We start from the raw sequence: 21,370 nt of genomic DNA on the forward strand, positions 1-21,370 counted from the left end.
AATGAAATGTTTTTTGCTGAAAGGTATGAGATTTTAAATTTCTTAAACCAAACTGTTCTTATCCGAATAATTCAGTTTAAAGAAAATAAAAGTCATCATTGAAAAGGCAAGCAGCGAGCTTCCTCCATAGCTGAAATAAGGAAGCGGAATCCCTACAGTCGGGAAAAGCCCCATAACCATCCCTAAATTGATGGTAAAGTGCATCATCAGGATGGAAGCAAAGCAATACCCGAATACCCTGTTAAAAGTAGATTTCTGCTGTTCTGCAAGATAATAGATCCGTCCGATGAAGATCATGTAGCATAGCACCAATATTGCACTTCCTACAAATCCCCATTCTTCACCCACCGTACAGAAAATATAATCGGTTTCCTGCTCCGGAACAAATTTCCCCTGGGTTACTGATCCTTCACGGTATCCTTTTCCTAAGAGTCCGCCGGAACCAATGGCTGTTTTTGAATATAATAAGTTGTACCCTGAGGTATCCCTGAATGCTTTTTCACCCTTATAAAGAACTTCAATTCTTTCTCTCTGGTGCTTGGGAAGCTTCTCTAAGATATAAGGTGAGCCGAAAGCCAAACCGCAAAGCAGAAGAATTGATCCCGCGATTCCCGAAATGGAAATGACATCCCAGGACATTCTGTGGTAGTTCATAGCGATCAAAACACCTGCAATAACAACAACCACTAGCGCAACATATACAGGAGGTACGGCCAGTGAAATCAGGAAGACAGCAGCAAAAATAAATCCTACGCCAAAAAGAAGCCCATTTAGCCCTTCCCTGTATAAAGCAATAAAGAATGCTATAAACACAAGCATAGAACCTACATCCGGAATCGCCAGAACGACTACAGCCGGAATCCCGATAATAGCCAGGGCTGTCCAGAGCGATTTTTTAACTTTCAGATTGAAATCAGGCCCGGAAACATAATTGGCCAGCATGAGAGCTGTTCCGATTTTTGCAAACTCAACCGGCTGCATCGTAAAGCTTCCGAATTTGTACCAGTTTTTCTGACCCAGGATTTCTTTCCCGAACGGAAATAGTCCTATCAATAATAAAACTCCTCCGATGTAGATAATCCCCGACATATTTTCGAAGAATTTACTTCTTCCCACAAATATAACAAGTCCTACAAATAGAGATATGCAGAAGAAAATCAATTGCTTTTCTCCTAATTTCTGATCAACACTGTAGATATTGGCAATGGCAAATATGCACAGCAGGAAATACAGTCCAAGACCTAATTTATCTATTCCTTCTGCCCACTTCATTTCTTTATCTTTTTAGTGTTATTCTTTGTCTCTTCTTCTATTTTTTTCTGCAGCTTTGCTTTCTGCTCTTTGATAAAGTTCAGGCTGTCCTGCTTTCTTTTCAGTTTTAGAGAATCTGCTGTGGGATCTTTGTACAGTCCTTTCCGTTTCAAATCTGCAATCCACTGTCTTTTGTACTCAGGCATAAAGCTGGCACCCGTCATTTTCTTGTACAGATTTTCTCTCTTCAGATCTCCGGTGATATACTTTTCAGCGATCACGGTGCAGGCAGGACCTGCCCATGTTGCTCCAAATCCGGCGTGTTCCATTACTGCAGCCACTACAATTCTCGGCTTGTCCGCAGGGGCGATCAAAACGAAGATCGAGTTGTCTTTTCCCTGAGGAACCTGTGCTGTACCCGTTTTGGCAAGCTGGGTAAAGTCGCTGGATTTCAGGCTTCTTGCTGTTCCTCTTAACACTACAGCTTCCATACCTTTCAGTACAGGTTCAAAGTGTTTAGGGTCTACAAGGGTTTTATGTTTTGTTTTAAATCTCGGATCAGGATTAGGTTTACCATCAATGGATTTTACGATATGAGGGGTATAGAACCATCCTTTGTTCGCAATGGCTGCCACATAATTGGCCAGCTGAAGAGGTGTTACCAGAACGTCTCCCTGCCCCATTCCGTTAAAAATAGATCCATTCATCGTGTAGTCCGAACTCCAGTTTTTCTTTCCGCTTCTTTTTTCATAGAATTCACCTGTTGGAATTCTTCCCGGTGAACCTACGGCAATATCATTATTCAGGTATTCTCCTACTCCAAAGCTGCTCATGATTTTTTTCCATTCATTAACTCCTCTGGAAGGATCACCCGGGTACTTATTCATGATAGCAATAAATGCATGGGAGAAGTAACAGTTACTGGAAACCTGGATCGCGGGGATAAGAGGATCTGCACCACCGTGCCCCTTAATTCGTAACCCTTTATAGAAAAAGCCTCCTCCACAAGGGAAAACCGTATTTTCATCCATTACACCCATCTGCATTCCTGCAAGGGCAGTTAACAGTTTGAACGTTGAGCCCGGAGGATAAGCTGCCTGAACGGATCTGTCAAATGTTGGCTTATTTTCGTACAACGTATCCTTTGAAAGTGCATAAAGGTTCTTGGATTTATTAGGTCCCGTAAATAAATTCGGATCAATATCCGGACCCGTTGCCAAGGTCAGGATTTCTCCGTTATTCGGATCAATGGCAACGATTGCCCCATGTTTGTTAACCAGCATTTCTTCAGCAATTCTCTGAAGATCATAATCAATGGTTAACGTAATATCCTTACCGGTTACAACATCTTTATCAAGGGATCCGTTTTTATAGGATCCTATATTTCTAAGTTTGATATCCTTCTGGATGTATTTCATCCCTTTTATCCCTCGAAGATCCTTTTCATAGGATTTTTCAACACCGGTTTTTCCGATGAAGTCTCCGGGAAGATAATAGGTGGAATCTTTTTTAATTTCTCTTTCATTCACTTCACTGGTATATCCCAAAAGGTTACCGGAAGTTGCCACTTCATACTGGCGCTGAGGTCTTGAAACAATACTGAACGCCGGATATTTGAAAATGATTTCCTGTACCCTGGCAATATCTTCCCTGCTGAGGTCCTTTATAAAAGTCATTGGTGTCAGCTTGGAATAGTATTTTTCTTTTTTAATGATTTCAATCCTCTTGATAAAATCAGATTTACTGATCTGCATAAGGTTACAGAATCCGATGGTATCAAAATCAGGTTTCATTAAAGCCTGGGTAAATGATATTTCATAGGCAGGCTGGTTCCCTACCAGAATTTTTCCATTCCTGTCGAAAACAACTCCTCTCTGCGGGATGACGTATTCAATTTTAATGGAAGTATTCGCTGCATTTAAGGCATAACGGTCCGTAAACAGCTGTAAATAAGAAAGCCTCGCTACAAAAATGATAGCGATGACGACAAGAGCAGAAAAGATTTTTAAATAACGTGTGTTCAAACTTTTTGTTTGATTTTAAATATTAATGCGTAAATCACTATAAATATAAAGGAAATTATACTTGTGATCACTACATTAAGTAATATTTCAAAAAAACGGCTAAATTTAAAAAATTCTATGTACTGCACTAAAAGCTGATGCAGAAAGATACTTGAAAACAGAAACAGCAAAAACTGCGCCCACTGAAGGGACTGGAAAGAGAAAAAGTCTGTGGAAGTATCTGTGGAGGTTCTGAAAATCAATGTTCTGAAATAAGCAATAAGAGTGGTTGCAAAAGCATTGATTCCCCATGAATAAAGGAATGCATCTACAGACAGCCCTATTAAAAAGCTTAAAGCCAAAAACTGAAATTTATTTCTGAAAAATGGGTAAAACATGACAAACACCGGGTAAAGAACCGGCGTATACTTCCCGAAAATAGTAATCCTGTTGAGTACAAAAATCTGTAATGCAACCAGGAAGATCATGATCAATATATCGGTAAATAAGGTCCTGCTAATCATTTTCTTTTTTTATCACGGTCTGTAAGGTATCCTGAATTCTCTGCACTTCAGCTTTTTTAAGGTTTTTCACAACGAATACCTTGCTTAAAGCTCCCATTTTTTCACTCAATTCCACTGAAATATCCCAGAAACCTGTTTTATTATCTACAGAATATCCTGCGATGGTACCGATCATCACTCCTTTAGGGAAAATAGCTGATTTACCGTCTGTTACAACAGTGTCACCTACCTTAAGAGCCACATATTTCGGAATATCTGCAAGATGCATCACTCTGGAATTATCGCCGTTCCATGTTAAAGTCCCGAAATATCCGGAGTTCTTCAGTGAAGCGTTGATCCTGATTCTATTAACACTCAGGACAGATTGCACCAAAGCGTAGCTGTCAGTAGAATTAATAACAATTCCTGCGATCCCCTTCGGTGCCATAACGCCCATCTGAGGGAAAACACCGTCTCTGCGGCCACGATTGATGGTAAAATAGTTATTTCTTCTGTTGATACTGTTGAATACGATTTCGCCGTCTACAAAAGTATAGATCTGGCCACCGCCTAATGTATCATGAACTTTTCTGAATACCGGATTCTTTGCTCCTTCTTTACCATACAGCTGGGTCATCAGGGATTTGTTCTGCGCTACCAGATCTTCATTGATCTGTTTCAGCTTCAGATAGGAAACCCCTTCGTCAATATAGCCGGAAACCCACGAATTCAAAGCGGCCGACTGGCCGGCAATCCATGATTTCTGCATGGCGTTTTTAGAGAATATCAGAACCAGAGCAATAATCTGCAGGAATATAAAGAATACAAAAAGAGCATTCTTCGAAAATAATCTCAGCAAAAATCCCATTCAGATATATAGTCGTAAAAAGTTAAAATTATTTAATTAAGAAATTGAATTTATCCATATTCTTAAGGGCAATACCTGTTCCGCGAACGACAGCTCTCAACGGATCTTCCGCAACAAATACAGGAAGACCGGTTTTTTTGTGCAGTCTGTCCGCAAGACCTCTCAATAAAGCACCTCCTCCGGCAAGATAGATACCTGTTTTATAAATATCAGCAGCCAGTTCCGGCGGAGTAAGAGAAAGTGTTTCCATTACAGCATCTTCAATTCTGATAATAGATTTGTCCAATGCACGTGCAATTTCCTTATATCCTACCATGATTTCTTTTGGCTTCCCTGTAATAAGGTCTCTACCCTGTACCGGGATATCTTCAATATCTACATCAAGATCTTCCACTGCAGAGCCTACTTCAATTTTAATTCTTTCAGCAGTTCTCTCTCCAATATATAAGTTGTGATGCGTTCTAAGGTAATAAGCGATATCGTTGGTAAATACGTCTCCTGCAATTTTCACAGATTTGTCGCACACGATACCTCCTAAAGCCACTACAGCAATTTCCGTAGTACCTCCACCTATGTCGATGATCATATTTCCTTCCGGCTTCTGTACATCGATCCCGACTCCTATTGCAGCAGCCATTGGTTCGTAGATCAGCCTTACTTCTTTTGCATTAACTTTCTGAGCAGAATCTCTTACCGCTCTTTTTTCCACTTCGGTAATCCCTGAAGGAATACAGATAACGATTCTTAACGCAGGCTGAATAAATCTCCCTTTGATTCCCGGAATTTTCTTGATAAACTCCTTGATCATGTGCTCAGAAGCATGAAAATCCGCAATAACCCCATCTTTCAACGGACGGATTGTCTTGATATCCTCATGAGTTTTACCCTGCATATGCTTAGCCTGCTCACCGACGGCAATTGGTCTACCCGTAGAGCGTTCAATTGCAACAATTGACGGCTGATCTATAACAATTTTATTATTATGGATGATTAGGGTATTGGCAGTACCAAGGTCTATCGCAATTTCTTGCGTAAACATATCGAATAAACTCATATTTTTCTCCTGATTTTAAGTTTACAAAGATATAAATTTAACACTACTAAAGAAATTTAACACACACATAATTTGGTTAAAATTTTATTAAAATTCACAATTGTTTATTAACTTTTGATTTAATCATTTACGAACTCTGATTTAAACCAAATTAACGGGAACACGTAAGAAGGAAGAAAAGTTAAGAAAGCGGAGAAAAGCTAAGATGCTTATTTGCTGATTTTAAGACCTATAATTTCGTTTTCCCTTTTCTTATTTGTCCCTTTTCAAGCTGATTCGCCTGCCACGCCACAATAGTTTTTCACGATAATTATCATATACATTATCAGAGGAAGGTTAATGAAAAAAAACGTAAATTTGCGACTGCTTATGTTACAGTATTCCAACATTCATCAGACATCAAATTTTGCTGTACTTTCCATTAGCTACGAAAAGGCAGATGTAGAAACGAGAGGGAAATTTGCATTCTTTGACGATAACATTAAAAATTTTGTCTCAAGAATCCATAATGTGGATTTAGGGGATGCATTTGTGGTTTCCACTTGTAACAGAACCGAGATCTATACCACTTCACCGAACTATCTTCTTGTAGCCGAAGAATACTGCAAAACAATCGGAGTGCAGCTTACTGATTTTCTTCAGTTTGCCAATATCCTTACCAAAGAAGAAGCGCTTATCCATCTGTTCAGGGTAGCTGCCGGACTTGAAAGTCAGATTATCGGGGATTTTGAGATCATCGGACAGATCAAAAAAGCATACAGCCGTTTTAAGAAAGAAAGACAGAATTCCAATCCTTACCTGGAAAGAGCCATTAATGCTGCCATCCAGATTTCAAAAAGGATTAAGAATGAAACTGGAATTTCCAACGGTGCCGCTTCTGTGTCTTATGCTGCAGTTCACTATATTTTAAACAACCAGAAAAGAATCACCGAAAAGAACATTCTTCTCTTAGGAGTAGGTGAGATCGGACAGAACACGGTTGAAAATCTGGTAAAACATGTTTACCAGCCAAAAATTAAAATTGCCAACAGAACCCAGGAGAAAGCTGAGAAGATTTCCCAGAAATACAGCATACCTCATGTTGACTATTCTGATGTGGACCAGGAATTGAAGAATACAGATATCCTGATTGTTGCAACAGGCGCCAAACATCCTATTATCAACAAGTCCCACTTCCCGAACGGAAAAGAAACCCTTGTGATAGATCTTTCCATTCCGCATAATGTTGAAAAGAACGTTACAGAGAATGAAAATGTAACACTGATTGATGTGGATGAGCTTTCAAAACAGATTCAGGAAACTATTCAACAGCGTGAAAAAGAAATTCCAAAAGCTGAAAAAATCATCAAAGATCTGATGAAAGAGTTCCTGGAATGGGAAAAAAAGAGAAAGCTGGCACCCAATATTCACCATTTCAAAGCCGTTCTGAAGAATATGGAACGCAATGAAATGCATAATTTTTATAAAAAAAATAAATACATAAACATCACGGACATGGAGCTTTCTGACAAAATGATCCAGAAAATCACCAACCGTTTTGCAAAATTTATCATCGACAATCCTTTAAAAGCCGAAGAAATTAGTAAATTAATGCACGAAATATTAGTTGAACAACCAAACAACGAATTCAATGAAAAGCATTAGAATCGGAACAAGAAATTCCGCATTGGCACTTTGGCAGGCAAGAGAGGTTGCGAGGCACCTTCAAAACCGTAATTATTTAACGGAAATTGTTCCTATTGTCTCTTCCGGCGATAAGAACCTGAATCAACCGCTTTATTCTTTGGGGATCACCGGGGTTTTTACAAGAGACCTTGATGTAGCCTTACTGAATGACGAGATCGACATCGCCGTACACTCACTGAAAGATGTACCTACACAGCTTCCACAAAATATTGAGATCATTGCCTATCTGGAAAGAGATTTTCCTCAGGATGTATTAATAAGAAAGGAATCTGCCCGAAATAAAGAATTCCACGAGCTTAAACTGGCCACCAGCAGCCTCAGAAGAAGAGCATTCTGGTTAAAAAATTATCCTCATGCCGAATTTTCTGATATCCGCGGAAACATCCAGACCCGTCTTCAAAAACTTGAAGAAGGAGATTTTGATGCCACGATCCTGTCTCTGGCAGGAATCAAAAGAATGAAGATGGATATTGATTATGAAATGCTTCCACTGATGATTCCGGCAGCCTCCCAGGGAGTAATTGCCGTTGCAGGACATTCAGACAAAACGGAAATCAATGAGATTTTAGGTCAGATTAATCATAAGAAAACCCAGATCTGTGTAGAGATTGAAAGAAATTTTCTAAGCACACTGGAAGGCGGATGTACTGCCCCGATCGGAGCTTTTGCGGAGATCATTGAAAACCAGATCCGTTTCAAAGCAGCTCTCTGCTCTCTGGATGGAAAGAACTGCATTGCCACCGACGAGAATTTTGAATATAACGAAACTGAAAACTTCGGTGAAAAGTTTGCCAAGATTGTTCTCGAAAACGGAGGAAAAGAATTGATGACAGAAATTAAAAACTCTTACTAAGTTTTTAACCCAGCTATCCCTTTAAATTTCAACTGCAGAACAATGAAAAAATCCTTTTTTTTATTCGTATTCCTGTTTTGTGTATTTATTAATGCGCAGAATAAGTTTGCGCTTCAACTTTCCAGTTCTGCTTTAAGCATAGTTGACAATACCATCAGGTACGATCCGACTTATTTTGTTATTAAATATCCTAATGGAGATGTTCCTTCGGACAAGGGAGTCTGCACAGATGTCATCATAAGAGCATATAGAAAACTTGGGATTGACCTGCAGAAAGAAATACATGAGGATATGGCGAAAAATTTTTCAAAATATCCTAAAACATGGGGACTGAAAAAACCGGACACCAATATTGATCACAGAAGAGTTCCCAACCTTGCGGTCTTTTTTTCTAGATTTGGAAAAGTAAAATCTACTGAGACCAATCCAGCCTTGTATGTTCCCGGAGATATTGTTACATGGATTCTTCCCGGCAACCTTACGCACATTGGGATTGTAGTCAATAAAAAATCTGCGGACGGAAAAAGATTCATGGTGGTTCATAACATAGGAGGCGGACAGGTTCTGGAGGACTGTCTTTTCAAATATACCATTACAGGACATTATCAATACCCGAAATAAGTTGCTATGAAAAACATGATATGTGCTTTATTGGTATTGATGGCATGCTTTACAAAAGCCCAATCCAATGAATTAAAGATAATCAGTAAGCCAATTGATTATTCCCGGGAAAGAATAAATTTAAGCCTGGACTATCTTAAAAGCCATTATAATATGGTACAAAATTCGCCAACCATTTCACCTAAGATAATCGTTCTGCATTATACCGCAGGGGGAACTGTTGAAACGAATTATAAATATTTTAACAGGACACAACTGGAATCTGCCCGGAATACTTTAAAGAAGCAAAGTACTTTAAATGTTTCCTCACAGTTTATTGTAGACAGGGACGGTACGGTTTACCAGCTCATGGAGCCTAACCTGTTTGCCAGACATACCATAGGCCTTAATTATTGTGCCATCGGCATTGAGAATATAGGAAGCAAAAGCCAGCCGCTTACGGAAAAGCAGGTTTTAGCCAATGCCCAGCTGGTGAGGTATTTAACTAAAAAATACAAGATTGAGTATCTGATAGGCCATTCGGAATATGGTGCTTTCAGAGGTTCAAAGCTTTGGAAAGAGACGGATCCGAACTATTTTACCGTAAAAGAAGATCCGGGAAAAGATTTTATGAAAAAAGTAAGACTTCTGGTCACCGATTTAGATTTAAAAGATAAACCTTAGCTGAATGAAGATTCTGTTTACCAAAACCATAGATGCCACCCTGTTATCCAAAGAACTTGGACCGGATATTTCGGCTGAATGCATTGAGGTAATCAGAACGGAACCCATACAGACGGCTGCATTTGATTTAAAAAATTACTCCCTGATCTTCACCAGTGTCAATGGAGTGAATGCTTTTTTTAAAAATCAGTTTAAGCCCAACGAAGATTTTACAGCAAAAAACTACAACAAAATATACTGCGTTGGTGAAAAAACGAAACGGGAACTGAGAAAACACGGTTTCGGGACATTCAAAGTCCTGAAAAATGCCGAAACCCTCTCAAGATTCATCATTGGAAACTGCCAGCACGAACAGTTCCTCCATTTCTGCGGCAATCTTGCCATAGATGTCCTGGACAATGAGCTTCCTTTACAAAATATCAGCTATAAAAAGATCACGATCTACAAAACGGAAGAACTCTACCCTTCCGTACCTGAAAAATATCATGCTGCAGTTTTTTTTAGTCCAAGCGGAGTTCGTAGTTTTGCAAAACTCAATTCTTTAGAAGGAATGAAGATTTTTTCCATTGGCGAAACCACCTCGGGCGAACTGAGAAAGTACACCACAGAAAAAGTGTTCACCTCAGAAGAAAACAATCTGGTGTCTATTTTCGGGTTGATAAAAAAGGAAATTTAAACAGCTGCAAGCCTGGCTGGTAAAAATAATGAATGCCGGTAACGGCTGTATTAGCTTAAATAAATTATGATTAAAAACGACTTATATTTAAAAGCTCTCCGCGGAGAAACTGTTGAAAGACCGCCGGTATGGATGATGAGACAGGCCGGAAGATACCTGCCGGAATTCATTGCTCTTAGGGATCAGTATGACTTCTTCACAAGATGTCAGACCCCGGAACTGGCCTCCGAAATTACCGTACAGCCTATCCGCAGATTTCCTTTGGATGCAGCCATCCTGTTTTCTGATATTCTGGTAGTTCCACAGGCTATGGGAATCGATTTCAAAATGAAGGAAAATGTGGGGCCATGGCTGGATAACCCGATCAGAACGATGGAACAGGTTCAGAACGTTGTGGTTCCTGATGTGAATGATACTTTAGGATATGTTTTTGATGCTATTGAGCTTACATTAATTAAATTAGATAACGAAATTCCGTTAATCGGTTTTGCAGGTTCTCCATGGACGATCCTGTGTTACTGTATAGAAGGAAAAGGAAGCAAGGCTTTTGATATTGCAAAATCTTTCTGTTTCCAGCAGCCGGAAGCTGCTCATTTACTTCTTCAGAAGATTACGGATACTACGATTGCTTATTTAAAGAGAAAAGTTGAAAAAGGCGTTTCTGCCGTTCAGGTTTTTGATTCATGGGGAGGAATGCTTTCTCCTGCAGACTATCAGGAATTCTCCTGGCAGTATATCAACCAGATCGTTGAGGCATTAAGCCCTCTTACCCATGTGGTGGTATTTGGAAAAGGATGCTGGTTTGCCCTGGAAGATATGACGATGTCCAAAGCTTCAGCTTTAGGTGTTGACTGGACAATTACTCCTGAATTCGCAAGAACGTTAACGAATCATACGATGACCCTTCAGGGGAACTTTGACCCTGCAAGATTACATTCTACTCCTGAAACGATTAAGAAAATGGTGACTGAAATGATCAACCGTTTTGGAAAAGACAGATATATTGCCAATCTGGGACATGGTATTCTGCCCAATATTCCTGTTGAAAATGCAGAAGCATTCATCAGAGCGGTTGTGGACTGGAAACCGAATAATTAATCGCATTATAAAAATAACTTTAAAGCTGTTCCGACGAACAGCTTTTTCTATTAACATTAATATCACAATATTTACTGATTAAGGTTACCCGTAATATTTTTTAGTAATAATCTATTTACATTTGTCTAAAGATAATAAAGATGGATAAAATCAACATCGAAAGCTTATTACATGATTTCAATAAAGAAAGAGATGAACTCGGAAAAATCATATTCCCAATAGTAGAGAGATACAATCTTCCTCAAAAAGAATTGATTGAAGTTTGTCAAGTAGGAAAATTTATATATAAACTCAATGAAAATTTAGTTATCCTTGACAAGCCTAATCCGCCAAAGCCAGATTTTATTCTCAAAAATCATTCTAAATTAATTGGCTTAGAGCATACAAGAATATTTTCTGAAAATTCAGAAAAATATAATCGAATTAGGTCTCTTTTTGAGTATTCTGAAAAAGTTTTTGCAAAGCTATATCCTAATGAAACAGTATTTGCTTCTATAAATATTTATAATGATAGCTTTGAATATAAACAATCTCAAAAAAGAGAATTGGCGGAAAATATAGCTCAGTATATCCAATCATTAATAACAAATCAAGAAAGACAAAAGCCGGATTTTATTGAAAATATTAAACTAATGAGACATTCAAATGTAAGTTTTAATTTTGATGAAGCAAATTGGCAAGGTCCTTATTTAACAAATGAAAGATTAAATGAGGAAATAAAAAAGAAAGAAGCTAAATTAGAAATATACAAGAGGAACGAAAGTGAGATTAGTGAATATTGGCTAATTCTCCTTATCGGTTCATTATCATCAGTCTCTTATCAACTAAGTGAAAATGAAGATTACAAAAATGATTCTGAATTTGATCGAGTTTATTTAATGACAGATTTTGATGCAAAAATTATACGAGTTAAATAAAAAATAAAACAGCCTTTCAAATTCTGAAAGGCTGTTTATATGAGTAAAATAATTAATTGATTTCCGTAATGAAATCCTCTTTCGATTTTCTCACTTTCGTAAGGTTTACCAGCCAGTCATTGGATGCATCTCTGTAACCGATTGGCAGTAATAAAACGCTCTTCAGTCCTTTTTCTTTCAGGTTCAGAACCTCATCCACAGCTTCAGGAGAGAAACCTTCCATTGGTGTAGAATCCACTTCTTCAAAAGCTGCAGCAATAATGGCTGCTCCAAATGAAATATAAGCCTGTTTTGCAGCATGGGTAAAGTTCTCTTCAGCTGATCTCTGAGGGTAAGTTCCCAACAGCATCTGCCTGTAGTTTTCCCATCCTTCATTTTTAAAGCCCCTGATCTCGTTGGTAAGATCAAACATACCGTTGATTCTTTCTTCCGTATAATTATCCCAGGCAGCAAACACCAGAAGATGCGAACAGTCCGTGATCTGAGGCTGGTTCCATGCATGAGGCTTAATCTGTTCTTTCACCTCCTGGTTGGTTACCACAATAATCTCAAAAGGCTGAAGCCCGCTGGATGTAGGTGCCAGTCTTGCAGCTTCCAATATTTTATCCACTTTTTCCTGTGGCACTTTCTGACCGTTCATTGCTTTGGTAGCAAATCTCCAGTTCAGTTTTTCAATTAAATCCATAAAATTAAATTTAGACAGAGCAAAATTAAATCAAGAATAAGAACCATGTATCACAAAAATTGCTATTTCAAAGATTGCAAGAATCTATTATTTTACGATCTATTTTGATTGATTTAAAAAGCTATTGAAAGTGGTAAGCTGTATAAATATTCTATTTCAAGAATTTATATTTATATTTGATTACCAACTCTTTAAAACCAACAATATGAAAAAACTAAACAAAGAAAAATTAAAAACCATTGTAGCAGGAGGTGAAATCTGCCTTGAATGTGCTATTGGCTACTATCAGGTCATTATTGACGGAAAATGTTACTGTGTCCCGTGGGAGTAACTATTAAAATAAAAAAGCAGTTGATGATCAACTGCTTTTTATATTTTATTTTTATCCGAGCATTCTCTGAGCTTTTTGTACTCCTTCCACAAGCTTGTCTATTTCTTCAAAAGTATTATAAACAGCAAAGCTGGCTCTTACCGTTCCGGCTATATTGAAAAAGTCCATGATAGGCTGTGTACAATGATGTCCGGTTCTTACTGCAATTCCCATTTTATCGAGGATCATCCCAACATCGGAAGATATACCGACACCTTCAAGATTAAAGGAAACTACCCCTGTTCTTTTGGCTTTTTCACCATAAATCTTTATTCCGTACAGCTCTAAAAGTTTTTTCTGCGCATACTCCAATAATGCATTTTCATGATTCTGAATATTCTGTCTGCCGGTTCTTTCAATAAAGTCAACGGCAGCGCCCAGCGCAATATTCCCTCCTACATTAGGGGTTCCTGCTTCATATTTAAAAGGAAGTCCTGCATAGGTTGTCCCATCAAAAGAACATGTTGCAATCATTTCTCCTCCTCCATGAAATGGCGGAAGCTCTTCCAGAATTGCCTGCTTTCCGTAAAGAATTCCTGTTCCCATCGGGGCATACATTTTATGACCGGAAAACACAAAGAAATCGCAATCCATCTTCTGTACGTCGATTTCAAAGTGAGGTGCGGACTGTGCTCCATCAATAACAATATAGGCATCAGAATTTTTTCTCGTTCTGGCAATGATTTCTTCAATAGGATTCACAATACCCAACGCATTGGAAACCTGGTTTACAGAAACTACTTTTGTTTTTTCACTCAGAAATTCATCCAGATAGTTCAGCTGAAGAATGCCGTTTTGATCAATAGGGATTACTCTCAGCTTTGCCCCGGTTCTTTCACAAAGCAACTGCCAGGGAACAATATTAGAGTGATGTTCCAGATAGGAAATAATGATCTCATCGTCTTTTTTAAGCTTCTGTGTTAAAATATAAGCGATGAGGTTCAGCCCTTCGGTTGTTCCTTTTGTAAAAATAACTTCAAAATCATGCTTAGCATTAATGAATTTCTGGATCTTTCTTCTTGAGAGCTCCATTTCTTCTGTAGCGAGCTGGCTTAATGTGTGGATTCCTCTGTGAACATTGGCATTAAGTTCTGTATAGTATTCATTCCAGATTTTCAAAACAGAATCCGGTTTCTGAGATGTTGCTGCATTATCTAAGTAAACCAAAGGCTTACCATTCACTTCGCGGTTTAATATAGTAAACTGACTTCTTATTTCCTGAATGTCAAACATTTATTAAAATTTTAAATTAGACTGTTCTTATTTAGAACACTTCAAATTTACGGCTTTTTTCTGAGAATGGGCGAAAGGTGAAAAGCAAAAAGGTGAAAGGGTAAAAAAGCTGGAAAACTAACAGGAAAATTTGTGTTTCGCAATTTTTGCTGTTTTGTCTTTTTGCTAAAACAATAAAAAACCTGCCAATAAATTGACAGGTTTTATATTATTTGTGAATAAGCAAATATTATTCTGCTGCAGTTTCTGCTGCTGGAGCTTCTCCTTCAGCTGCAACTTCTTCTTCATCATCTTCTTCAGCTGCGGCTCCACCTTTCATTGCATTTCTAGACATCTTCACAGCTACTACAACTGCATTGTCTGGGTGAACGAAAGAATATCCTTCAGTTTTGATACCTCCAACATAAAGTTTGTTACCAATTCTTAACGGAGTAACATCTACAACGATTTCATCCGGCAAGTTTGCAGGAATCGCTTTCACTTTTAGTTTTCTGAAAGACTGACGTAAAACACCACCAGCCACAACACCTTTAGAACGTCCGGTAATTCTTACAGGAACTTCCATAATTACTGGCTTATCGTCAGATAACTGGTAGAAGTCTACGTGTAAAATTTTGTCCGTAATCGGGTGGAACTGAATATCCTGAAGAACAGCAGGAATTGATTTCCCATCTAGCTCAATAGATACCGTGTGTGCTTCAGGAGTGTATACTAAACCTTTGAAAGCTTTCTCTTCAGCAGAGAAGTTCAAAGGCGTCTCACCTCCATAAACAACACAAGGAACTAATTCAGCATCACGTAAAGCTTTTGTAGACTTTTTGCCCACGCTTTCTCTTTTTGTACCTTGAATTGTAATAGATTTCATTTATAAAAAATTTAAAAAATTGTTCAATTTAATTTTGCAAACTACTAAAAATCAATTAAATAACAAACTTACTGCTAATTGATTGATGCTCATGAACCATCTTCATAACGTCCGCAAATAACGGGGCGCAAGATAGCACTTTTATTTTAGATGACAAATTATTTTTAACAGGAATTGAGTCAGTTACAATAACTTCCAATAGCTTGGAGTTCTCAATATTCTCGTAAGCCTTTCCGGAAAGCACTCCGTGAGTTGCCATTGCTCTTACTGATTTTGCTCCTTTTTCCATCAGGATTTCTGCAGCTTTACAAAGCGTACCTGCCGTATCGATCATATCATCAATAAGGATTACGTTTTTGCCTACCACATCCCCGATCAGGAACATTTCTTCTACAACGTTTGCTTTTTTTCTTTCCTTGTAAGCAATTACTACTTCGGCGCTTAAGTGTCCTGCATAGTTTTTAGCTCTTTTCGCACCCCCCATGTCCGGAGAAGCAATGGTAAGGTTATCTAAATTCAGAGACTTGATATGGTCTACAAAAATGGTAGAAGCATACAGGTGGTCTACAGGAATCTCGAAGAATCCCTGAATCTGGTCTGCATGAAGATCCATCGTCATTATTCTTGTTGCTCCTGCAGCAGTTAACAAATTAGCTACCAGTTTGGCACCTATCGGAGCTCTCGGCTTGTCTTTTCTGTCCTGTCTTGCAAGCCCGAAATAAGGAATTACTACCGTAATGCTTTTTGCGGAAGCTCTTTTTGCTGCATCAATCATCAATAGAAGCTCTAGAAGATTGTCTGCTGGCGGGAAGGTAGACCCGATTAAGAAAACTCTTCCTCCTCTTACTGATTCATCCAGAACTGGCTCGAATTCCCCGTCGCTGAACTCCTGAAAGTTGATTTTTCCTAACTCTTTCCCATAATGTTGGGCAATTTTTTCTGCCAAGTCCTTACTGGTTCTTGTACAAAATAGATAACTTAACTGATCGGCCATTTTTACTTTTTAAAGATTTTGCAAATTTAAAAAAAAACCACAAGAATTACTCTTGTGGTTTCTAAGTTTTTATTTTCCTGTATCATTACGGGAATTTCACTCCTGAATATTTGTTAATATCTACCTGTGGTAAAGTAGAGTGATACTTTTCATTAATAGATTTGATAAACTCATTGGCAATAACCGCATACCCTCTTCCTGTAAGGTGAACCCCATCAAGAGAGAAGGCACCACCTGTTACAAATTTGGCCGTATATCTTACCCCGTCATAGATGATCCCTGACTTTCCGTTAAGCTCAACCATTTTGGTATTGCTGTTCACAAAAGCTAATCCATAAGAATCAGCAAGTGATTTTATAGAATTATTATAGGCATCTACAGCTGTTTTCACATAACCCGCTTCTGTTTTTGTTAATACATGCTGGTTTTGTAATGGATAAGAAATTCCGTAAACATTTACAGGAGCTGGTGCTCCAGGTGCAGTGGTTCCGATTAGAGAACTTGTTGTCAGAAGGATATAATCTTCAGATGTAGCTTGTCTTGCCTGCCCGAAGATTTGTCCGAATGCAGCAGCTGTAGGAGCTCCTAAAGAAGGCGTCAGGGCAACGGTAAGCTGTGCAGACAGATCCGTAAGAGCAACATCTTTTATTAAAACAGGATTTGCGGAAGTGGAAGAAAGCAGATTAATTCTGTCTCCGGCTCCGAAAGCAGTAAGCGCCTGCTTTAACGGTCCGTACAAACTTGCATTAAGTGTTGCTAAATTCGAACCTAAAGTTGTTGGCGTTAAAGGATTGTAAGGAACTGTTGTAAAGAAAGGAATTGAAGTAACATAAGGAATATTGGCAATAACACCCTTTGTGGTTCCTACGCTCTTAAGACCATCCAGTACGTTTTTAATAGATCCCGCTACAAGGTTAGGATCAGAAATATCATTTGATCTATAAGTTAATGGATTTACATTATTAGTCTGTACAACTGCGGGAGTATACGTAGTAACACCACCTACCGTCTGAGAATTGGTTCCTCCGTTGGTAGCGTAAGACAATACATCGTTATTCCCAATCCAAAGTGAGAAGAATGTAGCTTTTTGAGCTTTTGCGTCAACTAAAACACTCGCTGTTGTAGAAGAAGCAAATCTCACAAAGTATGGGTTGGCTGCTCCTAAGGCAAGATTAGCCGCGCTTCCGTACCCTGGTGCAATCAGATGGAAAGACTTCGCTCCCGGAACTCCCATATTCTGGTAAGGCCCACCGGCAGCCACATTATCCAATGCAGCAGCAGGAGCGCTTGCCACAGGACTTAAGCTTCCGTTCGCCGCTACCTGAAGAGTTAATTTACCCGGAAAACCTGGCAATCCTATAAATCCTCCTACATCATTCGGCATCAAAGGCTGTTTAAATGCCCCACCCCCTGCAAGCTGCATCTGAGCTGCGATGATACTTGGATAAGATTCGTTCTGCCCGCTGCTGTAAAGCGCTCCGTCTCTGTATCCGGAGGTCAGGGAGTTTCCTAAAGAAATATATTTTGAGAAGTTTGCTTCTCCACTAGTTACCTGAACATCTTTTACATCAGTATCGAAATCAGTCTCACAGCTTGTTGTAAAAAGAAGTGCAGAAACTGCAAGTGTTGATATTATAATTTTTTTCATAGTCTTCAATTAAAAAGGGTTGTACGATAAACCTAAACCAAAGTAAAACGCTCTGGCTTTTGCCTGTCCGTTAAAGCCAAGAGTTGCATTTTTCACATCTCTTGCCTGAGGAAGTGCATATCCCCCTGCTATATCAACTCCGAACTGCTTTAGTTTAAAGCCAAGACCTCCGGTAATCACATAAGTGTTGAATGATGGAGTTTCCGGAATAAAGTTTTCGTCAGTATAAGGAGATTCGTCATAGTAAGCACCCAGACGTCCGAAGATCATATCTGTAAAAGCATACTGAGTTCCCAATCTGAATGTTTTGGAGTTCCTGAAGTTTTTAGGCGCTACCAATACAGTAGGATCTGCCTGATTCCCTACAGGAGCATTGGCAAAATCTAAAGTCAGCTTGCTGTATCTTTCCCATCCGTGATAGTTAAAATCAGCTGAAATCAACCATTTTGGCGTCACTTTATAAGTTAAACCGATTGTATATTCTTCCACCAAAGGAAGAGTTGCCGTAAATTTATCCTGTCCTGTGCTTGGATCCAGTCCTAGCAATGGGTAAATAGCTGCAGACGGGAACTTAAATGTTGCAGTTCCTTTTTTAGCCTTCATATCTATAGGTGAACGGTAAGCTATACTTACGTCCAACTTTGGATCCGGTCTGAAATAGAAACCGAAACCGTAACCATGTCCGCTTGCCTTTTCGTCTTTGATATTTAATTCGCCGCCAAACTGTGTTACCGCTTTATCCCAGTCTACTTTACCTTTTGCATAAATGTAGCTTGCCCCGAAAGACACCCATGGAGCCAGCTTCACAGATACCATCGGCTGAAAATAAAAGCTTTTAAGCTCCAGTTTTTGTACCATTTCTTTCCCTTCCCAATCATTTGGCCACTGAATGGTACTTCCGAAAGGAGTTGTAAAACTGAAACCAACAGATAAGTTCTCTATCGGCTTATAAGCGACCGCAGCATACAGCGGAGTACCAAGAGGATTATCTGTTTCTGTACTCTGTAAAGTATTCAGATTTTGAAAAGTAACTTTATTACTTGCACCGAACCCTCCTGCCACTATACTCAGTTTTGAAGGGATGAATGACATACCCGCCGGGTTAAAGAATGCCACACTTGCATCTTCGGCATGAGCACTAGTATGCGCCATTGCCAATTGTTTCACTCCCTGCAGAGATACCCTGAAGCCTCCTGCGTAAGATAAAACACCCGCCAATAAAGCAGTTGATACTAATATTTTTTTCATAGACTATTATTATATAACCCAAATATAAAATTATTTTGAATAGGTCTGTTAATATTTCTTAATATTTTAAACAATATCCCAAAAGAAAATTATGTTTAAAATAGCACTTTGAAATATATCAGCATAAATCTATAAATCATAGTAACTTATACCCTTTTGCCATTCAATATATTTTTCACGTTTAATGTTAAACAATAACGATATTGAATATTTAAGTATTTTAGAATTGCATAAAGATAAATTTACATAAATTTGCAAGATTATAAAAAATAGTTATATGAGTTGTGGATGCAAAACATCCGGCGATTCTGCCCATTCATGCGGACCAAAGAAAACCGCGAATGGCTGTGAAAATGTAAATACCTGTGGTAATAGTTATAAATTAAGTGTTTTCGACTGGCTTTCTAACATCAACAATCCCGCATCGAACAGGTGTGATATTGTAGAAGTTAGATTTAAAAATGACAGAAAATCGTTTTATAAAAATGTAAATAATATCCCTTTACATATAGGTAGCGTAGTAACAGTAGAATCAAGCCCGGGACACGATGTAGGTGTTGTAAGCCTTACCGGAGAATTAGTAAAGATTCAGATGAAAAAGAAAAAATTTCCTGAAGAATCTATACTCAAAATATACAGACAGGCTAACCAGAAAGACCTTGAGGTCTGGCAGGAAGCCCGAAAAAAAGAAGACAGCGTAAAGCTTGAAGCAAGAAAGATCGCCCACAGGATAGGCCTTGAGATGAAGGTCACCGACGTGGAATACCAGGGTGACGCCTCAAAGATCACCTTCTACTATACGGCTGATAACCGTGTGGATTTCAGACAGCTGATCAAAGAATACGCAGGCGCTTTCAGAACAAAGATCGACATGAAACAGATCGGGTTCAGACAGGAAGCTGCAAAAGTAGGTGGAATAGGATCATGCGGAAGAGAACTCTGCTGTTCAACATGGCTTACAGACTTCAGATCTGTCAACACGAACGTTGCGAGATATCAGCAGCTAAGCATTAATCCTCAAAAACTTGCAGGACAATGCGGTAAGCTGAAATGCTGCCTTAATTATGAACTGGACAGCTACCTTGATGCATTAAGCAACTTCCCTTCTTCTTCAACCACTCTGGACACAGAGAAAGGAAGAGCATTCTGTATTAAAATAGACGTTTTCAAAAAGAAAATGTGGTTTGCTTATGTAGACAGTTCTATGGCATGGTATGATTTTGATATTGACCTTGTTAAGAAGTTAATCGCCAAAAATAAAAGAGGTGAAAAAATCCTTCCTTTAGAAGATCTTAAGCAGCCGGACATCCCTGTACATACTATTGACCTGATCCAGGAAAACAATGTAGACCGGTTCGAAAAGAAGAACAGAGGCAACAACAGGAACAGAAACCAGAACAGACCGAACAACAACGGGCAGGCTCAGGGGCAGCAAGGACAGGGTCCAAAGAAAAACAAACAGGAAAGATCAGAAAGACCGGAGAGATCGGAAAACCCAAATACCAATTCCGGAAACCAGCAAAGACAGCAGCAAAGGCAACAACCTAAGCCGCAGCCAAAAGCACAAACGGAAAAAACAGAGACCTCTTCTGATCCTGAAAAAAAACAACAGAACCCAAACAAGAAAAATTTCAAAAAGAAATATCCTCCAAAAAAAGATAAAAATGCGTAAAATTTTAGGATTATTACCTCTTATCCTTTTCTTTAGCTGTCATTCTTCCTCAGGAGAGAATGTCATCATGAATTCCGTGAACAATAAATGGAACAAGAAAAGTGAGCAAAAATTTAATCTTGAAGTTTCAGATCCGCAGAATCCTAAAAATATTATATTTGTTGTAAGAAATAACAATACTTATCCTTACAGTAATATAAGATTTATTGTCAACTTCACCAATCTCCAGAACAAAAAGAAGGAAACAGATACCCTGAACTATGTACTGGCAAAACCAAACGGAGAATGGCTTGGTACAGGTTTTGGTGATACGAAGGAAGCATTATTTCAGTATAAAATGAACTATAAATTTCCGGGAAAGGGAAAATATGAAATCAGCCTGATCCAGGCCATGAGGAATGACAACCTTCCGGGAATTGAGGACGTTGGAGTAAAAGTAGAAACGGCTAAACCGTAATCATA

General features: G+C 38.7%; 21 protein-coding genes. 10 read left to right on the top strand and 11 right to left on the bottom strand.

Annotated features, from left to right (window positions below):
• Positions 1 to 42: 42 nt before the first annotated feature.
• Genes rodA through BUB03_RS08730 form a run of 5 tightly spaced genes read right to left on the bottom strand, consistent with a single transcriptional unit; the run spans position 43 to position 5,679 of the window.
• Entirely contained in the window at positions 43 to 1,272 is a 1,230-nt protein-coding gene (rodA, locus tag BUB03_RS08710) for a rod shape-determining protein RodA (RefSeq protein ID WP_040993302.1), read from the bottom strand.
• A complete protein-coding gene (locus BUB03_RS08715) occupies positions 1,269 to 3,275 on the bottom strand; it encodes a penicillin-binding transpeptidase domain-containing protein (RefSeq protein WP_040993301.1) in 2,007 nt (668 codons plus the stop codon). The genes rodA and BUB03_RS08715 overlap by 4 nt, the downstream gene beginning before the upstream one ends.
• The gene (locus tag BUB03_RS08720; protein WP_040993300.1) at positions 3,272 to 3,778 is read right to left on the bottom strand and encodes a hypothetical protein; all 507 of its coding nucleotides are present in this window, start codon (positions 3,776 to 3,778) and stop codon (positions 3,272 to 3,274) included. Before BUB03_RS08720 ends, BUB03_RS08715 begins: the two co-directional genes overlap by 4 nt.
• Positions 3,771 to 4,625, bottom strand: a complete 855-nt coding sequence (gene mreC, locus BUB03_RS08725; RefSeq protein WP_073062062.1) for a rod shape-determining protein MreC — start codon at positions 4,623 to 4,625, stop codon at positions 3,771 to 3,773. The genes BUB03_RS08720 and mreC overlap by 8 nt, the downstream gene beginning before the upstream one ends.
• A 28-nt stretch (positions 4,626 to 4,653) precedes the next feature.
• Positions 4,654 to 5,679 carry a rod shape-determining protein gene (locus BUB03_RS08730; protein WP_034700899.1) on the bottom strand — a complete coding sequence of 342 codons (1,026 nt, stop codon included), beginning with the start codon at positions 5,677 to 5,679 and terminating at the stop codon, positions 4,654 to 4,656.
• Positions 5,680 to 6,048: 369 nt separating this feature from the next.
• Between BUB03_RS08730 and hemA the strand changes: the two genes are divergently transcribed.
• From hemA to BUB03_RS08765, 7 genes are all read left to right on the top strand, one after another.
• Positions 6,049 to 7,323, top strand: a complete 1,275-nt coding sequence (gene hemA, locus BUB03_RS08735; RefSeq protein ID WP_040993298.1) for a glutamyl-tRNA reductase — start codon at positions 6,049 to 6,051, stop codon at positions 7,321 to 7,323.
• Positions 7,310 to 8,218 (top strand): hydroxymethylbilane synthase, encoded by a 909-nt coding sequence (gene hemC, locus BUB03_RS08740; protein WP_073062064.1) that lies wholly within the window; start codon positions 7,310 to 7,312, stop codon positions 8,216 to 8,218. The genes hemA and hemC overlap by 14 nt, the downstream gene beginning before the upstream one ends.
• Before the next feature lie 42 nt (positions 8,219 to 8,260).
• The gene (locus BUB03_RS08745) at positions 8,261 to 8,839 is read left to right on the top strand and encodes a DUF1287 domain-containing protein (RefSeq protein ID WP_073062067.1); all 579 of its coding nucleotides are present in this window, start codon (positions 8,261 to 8,263) and stop codon (positions 8,837 to 8,839) included.
• Between the two features lie 6 nt (positions 8,840 to 8,845).
• Positions 8,846 to 9,502 (top strand): peptidoglycan recognition protein family protein, encoded by a 657-nt coding sequence (locus tag BUB03_RS08750; RefSeq protein ID WP_073062069.1) that lies wholly within the window; start codon positions 8,846 to 8,848, stop codon positions 9,500 to 9,502.
• A gap of 4 nt (positions 9,503 to 9,506) precedes the next feature.
• Complete coding sequence (locus tag BUB03_RS08755; RefSeq protein ID WP_073062072.1) at positions 9,507 to 10,178, top strand: uroporphyrinogen-III synthase; 672 nt, start codon at positions 9,507 to 9,509, stop codon at positions 10,176 to 10,178.
• Between the two features lie 66 nt (positions 10,179 to 10,244).
• Positions 10,245 to 11,276 (top strand): uroporphyrinogen decarboxylase, encoded by a 1,032-nt coding sequence (gene hemE / locus BUB03_RS08760; RefSeq protein WP_073062075.1) that lies wholly within the window; start codon positions 10,245 to 10,247, stop codon positions 11,274 to 11,276.
• Between the two features lie 140 nt (positions 11,277 to 11,416).
• The gene (locus BUB03_RS08765) at positions 11,417 to 12,193 is read left to right on the top strand and encodes a hypothetical protein (RefSeq protein ID WP_073062077.1); all 777 of its coding nucleotides are present in this window, start codon (positions 11,417 to 11,419) and stop codon (positions 12,191 to 12,193) included.
• A gap of 52 nt (positions 12,194 to 12,245) precedes the next feature.
• Here BUB03_RS08765 and BUB03_RS08770 read toward each other — a convergent pair whose 3' ends face one another.
• Complete coding sequence (locus tag BUB03_RS08770) at positions 12,246 to 12,878, bottom strand: NAD(P)H-dependent oxidoreductase (RefSeq protein ID WP_073062079.1); 633 nt, start codon at positions 12,876 to 12,878, stop codon at positions 12,246 to 12,248.
• A gap of 205 nt (positions 12,879 to 13,083) precedes the next feature.
• Between BUB03_RS08770 and BUB03_RS08775 the strand changes: the two genes are divergently transcribed.
• Entirely contained in the window at positions 13,084 to 13,209 is a 126-nt protein-coding gene (locus BUB03_RS08775) for a GNAT family acetyltransferase (RefSeq protein ID WP_073062082.1), read from the top strand.
• A 51-nt stretch (positions 13,210 to 13,260) separates the two neighbouring features.
• On the opposite strand, the gene BUB03_RS08780 is transcribed toward BUB03_RS08775, so the two are convergent.
• From BUB03_RS08780 to BUB03_RS08800, 5 genes are all read right to left on the bottom strand, one after another.
• Positions 13,261 to 14,481: a cysteine desulfurase gene (locus BUB03_RS08780; protein WP_073062085.1), complete on the bottom strand. Its 1,221-nt coding sequence runs from the start codon at positions 14,479 to 14,481 to the stop codon at positions 13,261 to 13,263.
• A 229-nt stretch (positions 14,482 to 14,710) separates the two neighbouring features.
• Entirely contained in the window at positions 14,711 to 15,346 is a 636-nt protein-coding gene (locus BUB03_RS08785; RefSeq protein ID WP_040993291.1) for a 50S ribosomal protein L25/general stress protein Ctc, read from the bottom strand.
• Positions 15,347 to 15,401: 55 nt separating this feature from the next.
• Positions 15,402 to 16,340 (bottom strand): ribose-phosphate pyrophosphokinase, encoded by a 939-nt coding sequence (locus tag BUB03_RS08790; protein ID WP_040993290.1) that lies wholly within the window; start codon positions 16,338 to 16,340, stop codon positions 15,402 to 15,404.
• A gap of 85 nt (positions 16,341 to 16,425) precedes the next feature.
• Positions 16,426 to 17,988, bottom strand: coding sequence for an SGNH/GDSL hydrolase family protein (locus BUB03_RS08795; protein ID WP_073062087.1), 1,563 nt, complete (start codon positions 17,986 to 17,988; stop codon positions 16,426 to 16,428).
• A gap of 9 nt (positions 17,989 to 17,997) precedes the next feature.
• Positions 17,998 to 19,236 carry an OmpP1/FadL family transporter gene (locus BUB03_RS08800; RefSeq protein WP_073062090.1) on the bottom strand — a complete coding sequence of 413 codons (1,239 nt, stop codon included), beginning with the start codon at positions 19,234 to 19,236 and terminating at the stop codon, positions 17,998 to 18,000.
• A 277-nt stretch (positions 19,237 to 19,513) separates the two neighbouring features.
• On the opposite strand from BUB03_RS08800, the gene BUB03_RS08805 reads away from it, so the two are divergent.
• Positions 19,514 to 20,908, top strand: a complete 1,395-nt coding sequence (locus BUB03_RS08805) for a PSP1 domain-containing protein (RefSeq protein WP_073062092.1) — start codon at positions 19,514 to 19,516, stop codon at positions 20,906 to 20,908.
• Positions 20,901 to 21,365, top strand: a complete 465-nt coding sequence (locus BUB03_RS08810; RefSeq protein ID WP_040993286.1) for a gliding motility lipoprotein GldH — start codon at positions 20,901 to 20,903, stop codon at positions 21,363 to 21,365. The genes BUB03_RS08805 and BUB03_RS08810 overlap by 8 nt, the downstream gene beginning before the upstream one ends.
• The last annotated feature ends 5 nt before the right edge of the window (positions 21,366 to 21,370 follow it).

Source organism: Chryseobacterium oranimense, from assembly GCF_900129755.1.
Lineage (GTDB): Bacteria > Bacteroidota > Bacteroidia > Flavobacteriales > Weeksellaceae > Chryseobacterium > Chryseobacterium oranimense.

What these genes read in the sequence shown, in the direction of transcription:
- BUB03_RS08790 (WP_040993290.1), bottom strand. Translation starts at nt 16,340, where the DNA reads ATGGCCGATCAGTTAAGTTATCTATTTTGTACAAGAACCAGTAAGGAC.
- BUB03_RS08800 (WP_073062090.1), bottom strand. Translation starts at nt 19,236, where the DNA reads ATGAAAAAAATATTAGTATCAACTGCTTTATTGGCGGGTGTTTTATCT.
- BUB03_RS08745 (WP_073062067.1), top strand. Translation starts at nt 8,261, where the DNA reads ATGAAAAAATCCTTTTTTTTATTCGTATTCCTGTTTTGTGTATTTATT.
- BUB03_RS08810 (WP_040993286.1), top strand. Translation starts at nt 20,901, where the DNA reads ATGCGTAAAATTTTAGGATTATTACCTCTTATCCTTTTCTTTAGCTGT.
- BUB03_RS08795 (WP_073062087.1), bottom strand. Translation starts at nt 17,988, where the DNA reads ATGAAAAAAATTATAATATCAACACTTGCAGTTTCTGCACTTCTTTTT.
- BUB03_RS08805 (WP_073062092.1), top strand. Translation starts at nt 19,514, where the DNA reads ATGAGTTGTGGATGCAAAACATCCGGCGATTCTGCCCATTCATGCGGA.
- BUB03_RS08780 (WP_073062085.1), bottom strand. Translation starts at nt 14,481, where the DNA reads ATGTTTGACATTCAGGAAATAAGAAGTCAGTTTACTATATTAAACCGC.
- BUB03_RS08730 (WP_034700899.1), bottom strand. Translation starts at nt 5,679, where the DNA reads ATGAGTTTATTCGATATGTTTACGCAAGAAATTGCGATAGACCTTGGT.
- rodA (WP_040993302.1), bottom strand. Translation starts at nt 1,272, where the DNA reads ATGAAGTGGGCAGAAGGAATAGATAAATTAGGTCTTGGACTGTATTTC.
- BUB03_RS08770 (WP_073062079.1), bottom strand. Translation starts at nt 12,878, where the DNA reads ATGGATTTAATTGAAAAACTGAACTGGAGATTTGCTACCAAAGCAATG.
- hemC (WP_073062064.1), top strand. Translation starts at nt 7,310, where the DNA reads ATGAAAAGCATTAGAATCGGAACAAGAAATTCCGCATTGGCACTTTGG.
- hemE (WP_073062075.1), top strand. Translation starts at nt 10,245, where the DNA reads ATGATTAAAAACGACTTATATTTAAAAGCTCTCCGCGGAGAAACTGTT.
- BUB03_RS08775 (WP_073062082.1), top strand. Translation starts at nt 13,084, where the DNA reads ATGAAAAAACTAAACAAAGAAAAATTAAAAACCATTGTAGCAGGAGGT.
- mreC (WP_073062062.1), bottom strand. Translation starts at nt 4,625, where the DNA reads ATGGGATTTTTGCTGAGATTATTTTCGAAGAATGCTCTTTTTGTATTC.
- BUB03_RS08785 (WP_040993291.1), bottom strand. Translation starts at nt 15,346, where the DNA reads ATGAAATCTATTACAATTCAAGGTACAAAAAGAGAAAGCGTGGGCAAA.
- BUB03_RS08750 (WP_073062069.1), top strand. Translation starts at nt 8,846, where the DNA reads ATGAAAAACATGATATGTGCTTTATTGGTATTGATGGCATGCTTTACA.
- BUB03_RS08720 (WP_040993300.1), bottom strand. Translation starts at nt 3,778, where the DNA reads ATGATTAGCAGGACCTTATTTACCGATATATTGATCATGATCTTCCTG.
- BUB03_RS08765 (WP_073062077.1), top strand. Translation starts at nt 11,417, where the DNA reads ATGGATAAAATCAACATCGAAAGCTTATTACATGATTTCAATAAAGAA.
- hemA (WP_040993298.1), top strand. Translation starts at nt 6,049, where the DNA reads ATGTTACAGTATTCCAACATTCATCAGACATCAAATTTTGCTGTACTT.
- BUB03_RS08755 (WP_073062072.1), top strand. Translation starts at nt 9,507, where the DNA reads ATGAAGATTCTGTTTACCAAAACCATAGATGCCACCCTGTTATCCAAA.